Genomic DNA, 13,392 nt, shown 5'->3' on the forward strand with positions numbered 1-13,392 from the left:
GCCTACACCGCCTCCTGCTCGGCGAAGGCGCGGTCCACCTCGTCCGCCAGCAATTCGGTGAACAGGTCGCGATAGGCGTGGTAGCGCGGATCGCGCGATTCACGCGGGCGCGGCAGATCGAGCGGCACGATGGTCTTCACCTTGCCCGGCCGCGAGGTGAAGACCACCACCCGGTCGGCGAGCGAGATCGCCTCGTCGATGGAATGGGTGACAAGCAGGATCGAGGCGCCGCTGTCGCGCCAGATCTGCAGCAGGAAGTCCTGCATGCGGGCGCGGGTCTGCACGTCGAGCGCGGCGAAGGGCTCGTCCATCATCAGCACTTTGGGGCGCATGGCGAGCGCCCTTGCACAGGCGGCGCGCTGGCGCATGCCGCCGGAAAGCTCGTCCGGTTTCTTGTCCAGCATGTCGCCGAGGCCGACGCGCTTCAGCGTCTCCACCGCGATCTCCCGCCGCTTCACCGGCTGCACATGCTGCACGGCGAGGCCGAAGGCGACATTGTCGGCGATGGTGAGCCAGGGAAACAGCGAGGCTTCCTGGAAGATCAGCCCGCGCTCGGCGGAAGGCTCGGTGACCGGCTCGCCATCGCAGGCGATGGTGCCGCCGGAGACCTCCTCCAGACCCGCGATCATGTAGAGCAGCGTGGACTTGCCGCAGCCGGAAGGGCCGAGCAGGACGATGAATTCGCCCGGCGCGACATCGAAGGTGAGGTTGTCGAGCGCCAGCACCGGGGCGCGGCCCTCGGGGGTCCAGCGCTTGGAGACGGCCTGGATGGAAACGGCGGGGCGGCTCATCGGGCGGCTCCCTGATTGGGGGCGATCCACCACAGCATCTTGGTCTGCACCTGCCGCAGGGCGAAATCCGAGAGGAAGCCGAGCAGGCCGATGATCGCCATGGTGAAGAAGACCAGCTTGGCGTTGAAGGTGGAGCGCGCCATGGAGGTGATCTGGCCGAGCCCGGTGCCCACCCCGACCGTCTCGGCGATCAGCACCACCATCCAGGCGGCGAACAGATTCAGCCGCAGCGTCATGAACAGGCTGGGCAAGATGGCGGGCAGAATGACCTTCCAGAAGGTCTGGCGCTGGCTGGCGCCCATGATGCGGGCGACATGGATGTAGTTCTTCGGCACGCTTTCGATCTGCGCTCCCGTCGAGAGCACGATGGCGAAGAACACGGTGATGAAGACAAGGAAGATCGCCGGCACATCGCCAATGCCGAAGACGAAGATGGCGACCGGCAGCCACGCCACCGGCGAGATCGGCGCCAGCAGGAGGATGGTCGGCAGCAGGAGGTTGCGCAGGAGCTTCACATAATGGATCGCCGCGCCCACCGCGACGCCGCAAGTGAAGCCGAGCGTGAGTCCGACGAGCACGCGCAGCGTGGTCGAGCCCATGGTGAACAGCAGCGGCCACACGCCCACCCCGCTCGCCACCGAGCCGATGCGGTTGGAACGGTCGAAGAATTTCAGCGTGCCGGGAATGTCGGAGAGAAACAGGTGCGGCGGCGGCAGCAGCAGCGGGTTCAGCATGCCGAAGAACCACAGCGCCTCCCACAGCCCGGCGAACAGGCTGAGCGAGACCAGCCCCCAGCCGATGGCGGCAAGCCGCCGGCGCAGGGCGGGCGAGAGGAGCGGCGGCTTGATCTTCGGCGCCGGGCGCCCGGCCCCGGCCTCGCCGAGGCGCGTCTGCCCGGCATCTGCGGTCATCGTCATGGCGTCCTTCCAGTGAAGCGGGGCCGGGCGGAGACCGGACCCCGGATGGCACGCCCACGGGCCGCATGGCGCCCGTGGAAGGCTCAGCAGGAGGCGGGGTCGCCGCAGGACGGCGGCAGAACCCCGTCTCAGCTCGCCCCGCCTCGGCCCTCTCCCCGTGGGCAGAGGGCCGCCGGGCTCAGGCCGATTTCAGCTTGAGGCCGTCATAGAGTGGCTTGTTGGCGGCGATCACCGCTTCCAAGAGGCTCCAGTCGAACGCGCCCTGGTCGGGCAGTTTCTTGACGTAGCCGAGTTCCATCATCGACTGGCCGCGATCGATGATGAACTGGGTCTGGTTGCGCTGGTCGACGACGATGGGCTGCTTGGTCGAGGCGTCCTCGGCCGCTTCCATGCTGGTCTTGTAGTATTTGCCGACCGTGTCCTTGAGCGCGGCCTGCTTGTCGGCCTCGGCCTGCGACTGGGCGACCATCAGCGCCTTGATCACCGCCTTCACCGCCGCCGGGTTGCTCTCCAGCAGCGGGGTGCGCACGGCGAGCACGCAGTCGGAATAGCCCTTGCCATACACGTCGGTGCCGTTCGACAGCACGGTCGCGCCCTTGCGGCCGAGCACGCATTGCGAGGCATAGGGTTCGATATGGCAGATGGCGTCGATGGCGCCGGCCATGAAGGCCTGGGCCAGTTCCGGCGAGGTGTCGAGATACTTGATCTGCACGTCGTTGAAGGAAAGCCCGGCCTTCTTCAAGTAATCATAGGGCAGCACTTCCAGCGTGTCGGCCTGGAAGGTGCCGAAGGTCTTGCCCTTGAGGTCGGCGGCGGAGGTGATGCCCTCCTTGGCGACGATGATGCAGCCTTCGACACCGCCACCGGCGACGATCTTCACCGGCGCGCCGGCATCGTAGAGCGTCATGAAGTTGGAATAGGGGATCATCGACATGTCGACGAGACCCGCGCCGAACATGGTGGTGATCTCGGTATTGGACGGGGTCACCACGAATTCGAGATCGACGCCGTCGGCCTTGGTCAACTCCCGCTCCTTGGCGAGGAAGATGCCCATATTGCAGAAGCCGGAGCCGTGCGTCGCCTTGATGGTAGTGCCGGCGGCGCGCGCCGCGTTTGGCGCCAGCAGGCTCGCCAGCCCGGCCGGCAGCGCGATGGTGGCCGCCGCGCCGGCGACCGAGGTCTTCAGGAAGCTGCGGCGCGAGAAGTTACGATAGAAGGTGCCGTCACGATCACACATGATCCCCTCCGGATCTTGAGAACCGATACGACCCCGCCTTACAGCCCGCTCGTTGTCGAACTGTAGATTACGCCGCCACGGTTGCATGCCGCAGCAACGGAACCCGCAGACGGGATCACGATGATGGGCACGCCAACCCGAAAGAGCATTTTCGCCCTGCGCTACACCACAGGTGCGGCGAAAACATCCGCACTATACGAGGCCAATACAGGCGGCCAAGCGCAAATAAGCGCCAGAAAACCTTCGTCTCTGACCAAGAAATGAGCTGAACACGCTCACTCCCCTTTACGCCTGCCCATTCCCGCCGGAGCGGATCACCGCTCCGGGCGGCCTGCGGCACCGGGCTGTCTCTTCCTGCGAAGCGGCAGCCGAACCGCGCCTGCCGGGGAGTAAAAGACGGGCGGAGCCTCCGCGCAATGATTTTTTGTATGCTGAATACAATTTACTCCAAGCGCCTATTCCAACGTCAGAATGTGACTATAATTGCAGCGCCGGGGTGGCTTATCGTGGCGCGCCTGCGTGCTAGGATCGTCAGGGGGACGGAACGGATGGACACACCACGCAAGCGAGGGCGCCCGCGCAAGCTGCGCCCGGTCGAAGCTTCGACGACGGAACGGCTCAGCCGCGCCGGGCTGCACGCGCAGGCCGGAAGCCAGTTGCGGGAGATGATCGTCACCGGGACGCTGGCGCCGGGCGCGCCGATCGTCGAGGCCGATCTGTGCGAACGCCTCGGCATTTCCCGCACGCCGCTGCGCGAGGCGGTGAAGATGCTGGCGGCGCAGGGGCTGGTGGAGCTGCGCCCCAACCGCAGCGCCCGCATCGCCCCGTTCGACGCCACCCACATCACCGAGCTGTTCGAAGCTCTGAGCAATGTCGAACGTATCGCCGCCGAATATGCCGCCGAGCGCCTGAGCGCGCGCGAGCTCGGCCATTTGCGCGAACTGCAGGAGACGATGGAGGCGCATTACCGCGCCGGCGACCTCGCCGCCTATTTTGCGGTCAATCAGGCGATTCACAGCGCCATTCTCGCCGGCGCCCACAACGCCACGCTGGTGGAAATGCATGGCTGGCTGTTCGCCCGTGCCGAACGGGCCCGCTATTTCGCCCTCGGCACCCATGCGCGCTGGGCCGAATCCATCGAGGAACACCGGGCCATTCTCGCCGCGCTTGAGGCGCGCCAGTCCGACACCGCCGGCCGGCTGCTCGCCGCCCATGTCATGCACACGAGCACCGGCGTGCTGGCGCGGCTTGCCGCCACCGCCGGGGCCGCTGCCTGAGGAACCTTTCCGTGCGCCTTCTCGTGCTCAACCCCAACACCACCGACACGGTGACGCAGATGCTGCTCGCCGCCGCCCGTCCCGCTGTTGCCCCGGGCACGGTGCTCACCGGCCTCACCGCTCCGCGCGGCGTGCCCTACATCGCCTCGCGCAGCGAGGCGCAGCTCGCCGGGGCGCTGACGCTGGAAATGCTGGCCGAGCACCAGGGCGAGCATGACGCCGCCATCATCGCCGCCTTCGGCGATCCCGGCCTGCTGCCGGCGCGCGAATTGTTCGATCTGCCCGTGCTCGGCATGGCAGAGGCGGCGATGCTGACCGCCTGCACGCTGGGCCAGCGCTTCAGCATCGTCACCTTCACCACCACCATGGCCAACTGGTATCAGGACACGGTGGATGCCTACCGCCTCTCCGGCCGCTGCGCCGGCATCCGCGCCCGCAGCCTGCCGTTCTCGGCGATCGAGAATGTGCAGGCGGAAATGGAACAGGCCATCGTCGCGCTCGCCTGCGAGGCGGTGGACGAGGACGGGGCTGATGTGGTGATCCTCGGCGGGGCGCCGCTCGCCGGCATGGCGCCGCGCCTGCGGGCGCAGGTGCCCGTGCCGGTGGTCGATCCCATCGTCGCGGCGGTGAAGATGGCGGAAGGGCTCGTCACCCTTGCCCCGCGCAAGCCGGTGCGCGGCCGCTTCAGCCGCCCGCCGGCCAAGCCGACCACCGGGCTTTCGCCGGCCCTCGCCGCCCGCATCGAGCACCGCGACGCGGCGCAATAGCGGGTCCGCTACATCTCGCCCGCCGCGAACAGGCCGAGGCGCCGCAGCAGCAACTTCTCGCCCTCCAGCACGACCATCAACGCGACGCCGATGGCGATGATCATCACCCCGTCCAGCAATGCCACCGGCCGCGTGTCGAAGATCGCCTGCATGACCGGCAGATAGGTGAAGGCGAACTGGCCGGCCACGACCGCCGCGAGCGCCAGCAGCACCGCCGGCGTGCCCAGCGCGCCGCGCCAGCTGAGCGAGCGCATATGCAGGAAGCGGACATTGAACAGATAGAAAATCTCCATCACGACCAGCGTGTTGACCACCAGCGTGCGGGCCATTTCCACCTCCTGCCCGCGCCACAGGGAGTGGAAGAACACGGCGAAGGCGATGAGGGTGAACAGCACAGAAACCAGCACCACCCGCCACAGCATGAAGCGGCTCATCAGCCCCGCCTTGGCCGGGCGCGGCGGGCGCGCCATGATGCCGGGCTCGGTCGGCTCGAAGGCGAGGGCGAGGCCGAGCGTGGCGGAGAGGATGAGGTTGATCCACAGGATCTGCGCCGGCGACATCGGCATGGTGAGGCCGAGCAGGATGGCGGCGATCACCGCCAGCACCTCGCCGCCATTGGTCGGCAGCGTCCAGGCGATCATCTTGCGGATATTGTCGTAGACGGTGCGCCCCTCCTTCACCGCCGCGACGATGGTGGCGAAATTGTCGTCGAGCAGCACCACATCCGCCGCCTGCTTCGCCGCCTCCGTGCCCTTGTGGCCCATGGCGATGCCGACATCGGCCTGCTTGAGCGAAGGCGCGTCATTCACCCCGTCGCCGGTCATCGCCACCACCGCGCCGGTGGATTGCAGCGCCCGCACGATGCGCAGCTTGTTCTCCGGGCTGGTGCGGGCGAACACATCGGTGCGGGCGGCAAGGGCGACGAGGTCGTCGTCGCTCACCGCGTCCACCTCCGCCCCGGTGGCGACCACCGGCGTCGCGGCGAGGCCGAGCTGGCGGGCGATGGCCCCGGCGGTCGCGGCATGGTCGCCGGTGATCATCTTCACCCCGATGCCGGCGCTGCGGCATTCGGCGATGGCCGTCACCGCCTCCGGACGCGGCGGGTCGATGAAACCGACGAGGCCGAGAAAGCTGAACCCCTCGCGCACATCCTCGAAGGAGAGGCGCGCCGGCGCCACCGTTAGTCGCTTCATGGCGAAGCCCAGCACCCGCTCACCCGCCGCCGCCGCACGGGCGATCGCCGCTTCCCAGGCGCCGCCGCCCGAAGCGCCGGCAAGGCGCAGCACCTCCTCCGGCGCGCCCTTGACGAAGAGCACGGCCTCGCCCTCCGGGCTGCGGTGGAGGCTCGCCATGAAGCGATAGGCGGCGTCGAACGGGATCTCGTCGAGCCGCGCCCAGGCGGCCCGTTCGGCGGCGGCGTCGCGCCCCGCCTTGACGGCAAGCGTGACGAGCGCTCCCTCCATCGGGTCGCCCTCCGCCCGCCAGGCGCCGTTCTCAGCGTGCAAATGCGCGTCGTTGCACAACAGCCCCGCACGCAACAGCCCCGCCGCCGCCCCGGCCGGGTCGCCCTGCCCGCCGGGCGGCATCCAGCCGAGCGCGCCGGCGGGGTCATAGCCGATGCCGGAGACGGCGATTTCGGCGAGGTCGTCATCGGCGATCACCAGCCGGCAGGCGGTCATCTCGTTGCGGGTGAGCGTGCCGGTCTTGTCGGAGCAGATCACCGAGGTCGCCCCCAGCGTTTCCACCGCCGGCAATTGGCGGATCACCGCGTGCTGGCGCGCCATGCGCCGCACCCCGATGGCCAGCGTTATGGTGATGACCGCCGGCAGACCTTCCGGCACCACACCCACCGCCAGCGCCACCACGGCGATCAGCGCCTCGCTCCAGCCATAGTCCCGCACCGCCACGGCGAACAGGAACAGCGCCGCCGCGCTGACCACCGCCACCGTGGTGAAGCGGCGGGCGAAGGCGTCCACCTGCCGCAGCAGCGGGGTCGCCAGTGGCTCCACCTCGGCGATGAGGCGGCCGATGCGGCCGATTTCCGTGTGCGGGCCGGTGGAGACGACGATGCCGGCCCCCTGCCCGGCAGCCACGGTGGTGCCGGAAAACGCCATGGAGTGCCGGTCTCCCAGCGCCGCTTCCACCGGCGCGGCCGCCTCGTTCTTCAGCGCGGCGACGGATTCGCCGGTGAGGATCGCTTCATCCACCCGCATGCCGCGGGCGCGGATGAGCCGTGTGTCCGCCGGCACCCGGTCGCCGGCTTCCAGCAGCACGAGATCGCCGGGAACGAGGTCGCGCGCCTGCACGCTCTGGCGGCGGCTGGCGCGCACCACATGGGCGTGGGGCGAGATCATGTTGCGGATGGCCCGCAGCGCCTGTTCCGCCTTGCCTTCCTGGATGAAGCCGACCAGCGCATTGACCAGCACCACCGCGACGATGACGCCGGCATCGACATAATGGCCGAGCGCCAGCGCCGCCGCCGCACCGGCGAGCAGGAAATAGATCAGCGCATTGTTGAACTGGGCGAGAAAGCGCAGCAGAGGCGGGCGGCCGGGCGGTTCGGGCAGCGCGTTCGGCCCATGCGCCTTGAGCCGGGCCTGCGCCTCTTCCGGCGTCAGCCCGGCGCGGGTGACGCCGAGCCGGCCGGCCACCTCCTCATGGGAAAGCGCATGCCACTCGGCGGCGGGCGGGGCGGACGGGCGGGACGTGGCATCGTTCATCGGTCGGGGGCGCTCGCTGACGTTGCGTTAGCCCGAACCTAGAAGCCCCCCCTCCCCCGGCCTAGCGTGGTTTTGCTTACAAGAGGTCAGCAGCGCCAATAGCGGATGGGGTTCTGGCTGTGCCGCAGGTCCTTCTGCACGATACGCTTCCCCCGCTGACCGACATAAAAGTCCCAGATCTCAGCCGGTGCTTCCTCGCCGATGAAGCCGAAACGATGGGCTTCGCTGCCGTCGGCATAAGCGATATCGGGGAAGTTCTCCCGCGTCGCCGCCCGCCACTCCAACGGACGGAACACGCCAACCACGACGCCCCGCACGACAGCCAGCACATACTCGGCGCTCTCGGCGCGGCTCTTCGACAGGCGCCAGCAGTAACGAACCAGATCATAGATGGCGCGCCGGTCGCTCCTGTCTTCGAGCTTGTTGATGTTGATAACAACGAGACGGTGCGGAGGGTCTTCCGCCAATACCGGTAGATTATATTTGTCGATAAGCTCGATATGGCTCATCGGCCCCCGGTCGCTGCTGGCATGCCCGCCCTGGACGTTGGTCAATCCGGGAAAGGCGTCGATCAGCGCCGCTTCAACCTCGAACACCGCCTCTTTCGGTATTTCATGCCGATGGATGACATGGATCACGCTCAGGCCCGCATTGCGGATCGCCCGAATTCTTTCGAGCTTGTTCCCGAGGAGTTGGGATTCATCTTCCGCAACACCATCGAGGTCCCGCGCATGCTGAAAGACGCGATTGCCACGCCCCTTGCCGACATAAAAGGTCTCGCCGTTGCGCGGATCGATCAGCCGGTAGACATAGTTACCCAGCTTCTCGCAGACTTCCTCCGAGAACCACTCGTCCGCCATTGCCGCCCCTCAACGTGCCGTTGAGAGATACCTATCAGCGCGGCGCGCGTTTGGCGAGGATGCGCTGGAGGGTGCGGCGGTGCATGGACAGGCGCCGGGCGGTTTCCGAGACATTGCGGCCGCACAGCTCATAGACGCGCTGAATGTGTTCCCAGCGCACCCGATCCGCCGACATGGGGTTTTCCGGCAGCTGGGGCTTGTAGTCGCCCTGGGCGTTGAGGGCGGCGCAGATATCGTCGGCGTCGGCCGGCTTGGCGAGATAGTCAACGGCGCCGATCTTCACCGCGTTCACGGCGGTGGCGATGTTGCCATAGCCGGTGAGAATGATGCCGCGCGCTTCCGGCCGCCGGCGCTTCAAAGCGGAAATCACATCCAGCCCGTTGCCGTCGCCGAGGCGCATGTCGACCACCGCATAGGCGGGCGCGCTGCCTTCGACGCTGGCGAGGCCGTCGGCCACGGTCTCCGCCGTGGTCACCATGAAGCCGCGGGTTTCCATCGCCCGCGCGAGGCGCTGCAGAAACGGCCGGTCGTCATCGACGATGAGCAGCGTGCGGTCCTGCGGTTCCATGGCGGTATCGAGCATCTCAACGCTTTCCATTGTGCCGGCTGCGGCCCCGTCACGCACGGGCGAACCCACGCGGCGCTGCGTCGCCAATTCGACTTTTGATCGAGCTTATACCCCATGGGCAGCGAGATCAAAATGTCGCAACCCCTTCTACGGGCGGGCGGGTACCCCGGTCTCGCCCTCGACTTCACGATCGCCTGATATGTCGATCAACCCGCGCGGCCAGCGCACGCCGACGGAGGCGCCATGCGCCGGCGGCGGCCGGTTGACGAAGGTGAGCGCGGCGCCGGTGCGCTCCAGCAGCGTCTTGGCGATGAACACGCCGAGGCCGAGGCCGTTCTGGTCCTCGCCCTCGCTTTCCGTGCCGCGCCTCCAGCGGTTGCGGCCGCGGCTGGTGACATAGGGCGCGCCGATGCTGTCCAGCAATTCGATGGGAAAGCCCGGCCCGTCATCGGTGACGGAGATCGTCACCTCGTCCTCGCTCCAGCTGGCGACGATGTTGACGCGGCTTTCGGCGAAATCGACGGCGTTCTCGACAATGTTGCCGAGGCCGTAGAGCAGGCCGGGATTGCGGGCGATGATCGGCTCGCCCGGCGCGCCATTGGGCAGGGTGACGGCGATGGTGATGCCGAAATTGCGGTGCGGCGCCACCACGTCTTCCAGCAGGTGCGAGATCGGCATGCGGTCGAACGGCGCCTCGCCGGAATCGAGCGTGGTCAGCCGGCGCAGAATGGCGCGGCAGCGTTCGGCCTGCTCGCTCACCAGCTTGATGTCCTCGCTCAGCGGACTGTCGGGCGGCAGCGAACGTGCCAGTTCCTTCGCCACCACGGTGATGGTGGCGAGCGGCGTGCCGAGCTCATGCGCCGCCGCCGCCGCCAGCCCGTCGAGCGCGGAGAGATGCTGCTCGCGGGCCAGCACCAGCTCGGTCGCCGCCAGCGCCTCGGAGAGTTCGCGCGTTTCCTCCGCCACCCGCCAGGCATGCACGCCCATGAAGGCGATGGCGATGGCGAGCCCCAGCCAGATGCCGACGAGATAGAGCGTCGGCAATTCCGGCACCTCGCCGAGCGCGCCGTTCGGCGCCCAGGGCAGCGGCATGTGCCAGAAACCGACCAGCCCGGCGCAGACCGCCGCCAGCACGCCGAGCAGGATGGTGGTGCGCGGCGAAAGCGCCGTCGCCGAAATCAGCACCGGGGCGAGAAACAGCAGCGCGAAGGGATTGGACAGCCCGCCCGTGAGGAACAGCAGGGCGGCGAGTTGCAGAATGTCATAGGCGAGCAGCCAGGCCGCCTCCACATCCGACAGGCGCCGGGCGCCGGGATTGCGCAGCCTCAGCGCCAGGTTGAGCCAGGCGGACAGCGCCACCACGGCGAGGCTGGCGCCGATCGGCAGCGAGAAGCCGAGCAGCCACTGCACCACGACGATGGCGACCGTCTGGCCGGAAATCGCCAGCCAGCGCAGGCGGATCAGCGTATCCAGCCGCAGGCCGAAAAACCGTTCGCCGATGGGATGGTCGAGGGAAAGCGACATGAAAAGGCCCCTTCGCGCCCCCTTCGCGGAGGGACGCGGCTTTCTATAACCTTTCGTGAAGCTGTCATGCGAGAGTGGAGCCGCGTTGACGCGGGCGTGAAAGAGCCTATTTATGCTGCAATGCACAAGAAAGGCCGGCCGGGACCGATCACGGGGACGGTACCAAACAGGCGCGGACGACGGAGGACAGCATGGCAATCGGCGTTTTCGGCGATGTGCCTGATGCGACGGAAGCGGTGGCCTCGCCCGAGGTGACGCTGGAAGCCGCTTCGGCGCTGACGCGGCCTATGTACTGGATGTTCGAACTCGGCCACGCCGCGCTCGACCCGCTGCGCATCATGGCGGACGCGGGGCGGCTGTTCTACCGCAACCCGGCCAACCCGCTCAGCCATACCGGCTTCGGCAAGACCATGTCGGCCTCGCTGGAAATGTTCGAGCGCACGACGCGGCGCTATGGCAAACCGGAATGGGGCATTGACGAGGTCAATGTTGGCGGCGTCAGCGTTCCCGTCACCATCGAGACGGTGTGGGAGCGGCCCTTCTGCAAGCTGCTGCATTTCCGCCGCGACTTCGCGCACAAGCCGCGCCGGCCGCAGCCGCGCATGGTGATCGTCGCGCCGCTGTCCGGCCATTACGCGACGCTGCTGCGCGGCACGGTGCAGACGCTGCTGACCAATCACGATGTCTACATCACCGACTGGGTCGATGCGCGCAACGTGCCGGTGTCGGAGGGGCCGTTCAGCCTCGACGACTATATCGACTATGTCATCGACATCTTCCACCATCTCGGCGGCGGGGTGCATGCGCTCGCCGTCTGCCAGCCGGCGGTGCCGGTGCTCGCCGCCGTCGCGCGGATGGAAGAGCTGGGCGACCCTGATGTGCCCGCCTCCATGGTGCTGATGGGCGGGCCGATCGACACGCGCGAGAGCCCGACGGCGGTGAACCATTTCGCCGAGGAGCGCGGCATTGACTGGTTCCAGCGCAATGTCATCACCACCGTGCCCTGGCCCAATGCCGGGGTGATGCGGCAGGTCTATCCCGGCTTCCTGCAATTGCACGGCTTCATGGCGATGAATCTGGAGCGCCATCTGAAGGCGCATGCCGACATGTTCGGCCATCTCGTCAAGGGCGACGGCGATTCCGCCGCCAAGCACCGCGAATTCTATGACGAGTATCTCTCGGTCATGGACCTGCCGGCGGAATATTACCTGCAGACGCTGCAGACCGTGTTCATCGACCACGCGCTGCCGCGCGGGCGGATGACCCATCGCGGCGCCCGGGTCGACCCGTCGAAGATCCGCAATGTCGCCCTGCTCACCGTCGAGGGAGAGAATGACGACATTTCCGGCATCGGCCAGACCCGCGCGGCGCAGACGCTATGTTCCGGCCTGCCGGACGATATGAAGGCGCATTACCTCCAGCCGACCGTCGGCCATTACGGCGTGTTCAACGGCTCGCGCTTCCGCGCCGAAATCGCCCCGCGCATTTCCGACTTCGTGCTCTCGCACAACTGGCCGAAAAAGGGCCATAACCGGCCGGAGGGCGGCAGCGGGACGGGCGACGAATAAACGCCCGATTTCCGGCGGCGCGGGAGGCGGCGCGATGCTAGCGTCGGCCCATGCTGACCGATGCGACCCACGATCTGTTCGACCTCACCTTGCCGGATGCGGCGACGCTGTATGAGGCGCTGCTCGCGCGTGACGCGCGCTATGAAGGGCGCGCCTATGTCTGCGTCGCCACTACGGGCATATTTTGCCGGCTCACCTGTCCGGCGCGCAAGCCGCTGATCGAAAATTGCAGCTTTCGCCCGACCATCGGCGCCTGCATCGAAGCCGGCTTCCGTCCCTGCAAGCGCTGCCATCCGCTGCAGCCGGCCGCGCAAGCCGATCCGATGATCGCCGCTCTGCTCGCCGCGCTGGACGCGCGCCCGGCCTATCGCTTCGGCGAGGAGGACATTACGCGCCTCGGCTATGACCTCTCCACCGTCCGCCGCGCCTTCAAGCGGCATTTCGGCATGACGTTCCTCGACATGGCGCGCCACCGGCGGCTGCGCGAGGGCTTCGAGACGCTGGCGCTTGGCGGGTCGGTGATCGCCGCGCAGCAGGAGGCCGGCTTCCAGTCAGCCAGCGCCTTCCGTGCTGCCTTCGCCCGGCTAATCGGCTGCGCGCCGGGCGAGATCGCTGGCGAGGGGCGGCTGCTCGCCGACTGGATCGGCACGCCCCTCGGCGACATGATCGCGATTTCCAGCACCACCCATCTGCATCTGCTCGAATTCGTCGAGCGGCGCGGCCTGCCGGCGGAGATCGCCCGGCTGCGCAAGGGGGTGAAGGGGGAGCTGGGGATCGGCAGCTATGCGCCGACGGAGAGCATCCGCCGCGAACTCACCGCCTATTTCGCCGGCCGCTCGGCGGAATTCACCACGCCTGTCGCGCTCGACGGCAGCGCCTTCACCCGCGCCGTCTGGGCGGAGCTGCGGCGCATACCGGCCGGGGCGACGGCGAGCTATGCCGACATCGCCCGCCGCATCGGCGCGCCGACGGCGATCCGCGCCGTGGCGCGGGCCAATGGCGCCAACCAGCTGGCGCTGATCATTCCCTGCCACCGCGTCATCGGCACCGACGGCGCCCTCACCGGCTATGGCGGTGGGCTGTGGCGCAAGCAGCGGCTGCTGGAGATCGAGAGTCGCTACCGGACGCCCGCCCCAGCGGCGGGTTGACGCGCTGCCCGCGCC

11 protein-coding genes are annotated in these 13,392 nt (G+C 67.9%); 4 read left to right on the forward strand and 7 right to left on the reverse strand.

What is annotated here, in order from left to right; all coding sequences use genetic code 11:
* Positions 1-2: 2 nt before the first annotated feature.
* The 3 genes from K9D25_RS04580 to K9D25_RS04590 form a co-directional block, all read right to left on the reverse strand.
* Entirely contained in the window at positions 3-791 is a 789-nt protein-coding gene (locus tag K9D25_RS04580; protein ID WP_244379745.1) for an ABC transporter ATP-binding protein, read from the reverse strand.
* Positions 788-1,708 (reverse strand): ABC transporter permease, encoded by a 921-nt coding sequence (locus K9D25_RS04585; RefSeq protein WP_244379753.1) that lies wholly within the window; start codon positions 1,706-1,708, stop codon positions 788-790. Before K9D25_RS04585 ends, K9D25_RS04580 begins: the two co-directional genes overlap by 4 nt.
* A 178-nt stretch (positions 1,709-1,886) precedes the next feature.
* A complete protein-coding gene (locus tag K9D25_RS04590) occupies positions 1,887-2,945 on the reverse strand; it encodes an ABC transporter substrate-binding protein (protein WP_244379761.1) in 1,059 nt (352 codons plus the stop codon).
* A gap of 548 nt (positions 2,946-3,493) precedes the next feature.
* Here K9D25_RS04590 and K9D25_RS04595 point away from each other — a divergent pair.
* Together K9D25_RS04595 and K9D25_RS04600 are read left to right on the forward strand one after the other, a co-directional pair.
* On the forward strand, positions 3,494-4,222 hold the full coding sequence (locus tag K9D25_RS04595) for a GntR family transcriptional regulator (protein ID WP_279613789.1): 729 nt from the start codon (positions 3,494-3,496) through the stop codon (positions 4,220-4,222).
* An 11-nt stretch (positions 4,223-4,233) separates the two neighbouring features.
* Positions 4,234-4,989: an aspartate/glutamate racemase family protein gene (locus tag K9D25_RS04600; protein ID WP_244379762.1), complete on the forward strand. Its 756-nt coding sequence runs from the start codon at positions 4,234-4,236 to the stop codon at positions 4,987-4,989.
* Positions 4,990-4,997: 8 nt separating this feature from the next.
* On the opposite strand, the gene K9D25_RS04605 is transcribed toward K9D25_RS04600, so the two are convergent.
* The 4 genes from K9D25_RS04605 to K9D25_RS04620 form a co-directional block, all read right to left on the reverse strand.
* Positions 4,998-7,709 carry an HAD-IC family P-type ATPase gene (locus K9D25_RS04605; protein WP_244379763.1) on the reverse strand — a complete coding sequence of 904 codons (2,712 nt, stop codon included), beginning with the start codon at positions 7,707-7,709 and terminating at the stop codon, positions 4,998-5,000.
* 86 nt (positions 7,710-7,795) lie between these two features.
* Positions 7,796-8,569 carry an LEM-3-like GIY-YIG domain-containing protein gene (locus K9D25_RS04610; RefSeq protein WP_244379764.1) on the reverse strand — a complete coding sequence of 258 codons (774 nt, stop codon included), beginning with the start codon at positions 8,567-8,569 and terminating at the stop codon, positions 7,796-7,798.
* Positions 8,570-8,603: 34 nt separating this feature from the next.
* Positions 8,604-9,167 (reverse strand): ActR/PrrA/RegA family redox response regulator transcription factor, encoded by a 564-nt coding sequence (locus K9D25_RS04615; protein WP_371348508.1) that lies wholly within the window; start codon positions 9,165-9,167, stop codon positions 8,604-8,606.
* Positions 9,168-9,284: 117 nt separating this feature from the next.
* The gene (locus K9D25_RS04620; RefSeq protein WP_244379766.1) at positions 9,285-10,661 is read right to left on the reverse strand and encodes an ActS/PrrB/RegB family redox-sensitive histidine kinase; all 1,377 of its coding nucleotides are present in this window, start codon (positions 10,659-10,661) and stop codon (positions 9,285-9,287) included.
* Positions 10,662-10,852: 191 nt separating this feature from the next.
* On the opposite strand from K9D25_RS04620, the gene K9D25_RS04625 reads away from it, so the two are divergent.
* On the forward strand, positions 10,853-12,229 hold the full coding sequence (locus K9D25_RS04625; protein WP_279613790.1) for a polyhydroxyalkanoate depolymerase: 1,377 nt from the start codon (positions 10,853-10,855) through the stop codon (positions 12,227-12,229).
* Between the two features lie 50 nt (positions 12,230-12,279).
* On the forward strand, positions 12,280-13,377 hold the full coding sequence (locus K9D25_RS04630) for a bifunctional transcriptional activator/DNA repair enzyme AdaA (protein WP_244379767.1): 1,098 nt from the start codon (positions 12,280-12,282) through the stop codon (positions 13,375-13,377).
* Positions 13,378-13,392 lie beyond the last annotated feature (15 nt).

This window comes from Ancylobacter polymorphus (assembly GCF_022836935.1).
In the GTDB taxonomy this organism is placed as follows: domain Bacteria; phylum Pseudomonadota; class Alphaproteobacteria; order Rhizobiales; family Xanthobacteraceae; genus Ancylobacter; species Ancylobacter polymorphus_A.

Excerpts from the sequence above, each read along its gene's own strand:
- K9D25_RS04580 (WP_244379745.1), bottom strand. The coding sequence starts at position 791 with ATGAGCCGCCCCGCCGTTTCCATCCAGGCCGTCTCCAAGCGCTGGACC.
- K9D25_RS04585 (WP_244379753.1), bottom strand. The coding sequence starts at position 1,708 with ATGACGATGACCGCAGATGCCGGGCAGACGCGCCTCGGCGAGGCCGGG.
- K9D25_RS04590 (WP_244379761.1), bottom strand. The coding sequence starts at position 2,945 with ATGTGTGATCGTGACGGCACCTTCTATCGTAACTTCTCGCGCCGCAGC.
- K9D25_RS04595 (WP_279613789.1), top strand. The coding sequence starts at position 3,494 with ATGGACACACCACGCAAGCGAGGGCGCCCGCGCAAGCTGCGCCCGGTC.
- K9D25_RS04605 (WP_244379763.1), bottom strand. The coding sequence starts at position 7,709 with ATGAACGATGCCACGTCCCGCCCGTCCGCCCCGCCCGCCGCCGAGTGG.
- K9D25_RS04610 (WP_244379764.1), bottom strand. The coding sequence starts at position 8,569 with ATGGCGGACGAGTGGTTCTCGGAGGAAGTCTGCGAGAAGCTGGGTAAC.
- K9D25_RS04615 (WP_371348508.1), bottom strand. The coding sequence starts at position 9,167 with ATGGAAAGCGTTGAGATGCTCGATACCGCCATGGAACCGCAGGACCGC.
- K9D25_RS04620 (WP_244379766.1), bottom strand. The coding sequence starts at position 10,661 with ATGTCGCTTTCCCTCGACCATCCCATCGGCGAACGGTTTTTCGGCCTG.
- K9D25_RS04625 (WP_279613790.1), top strand. The coding sequence starts at position 10,853 with ATGGCAATCGGCGTTTTCGGCGATGTGCCTGATGCGACGGAAGCGGTG.
- K9D25_RS04630 (WP_244379767.1), top strand. The coding sequence starts at position 12,280 with ATGCTGACCGATGCGACCCACGATCTGTTCGACCTCACCTTGCCGGAT.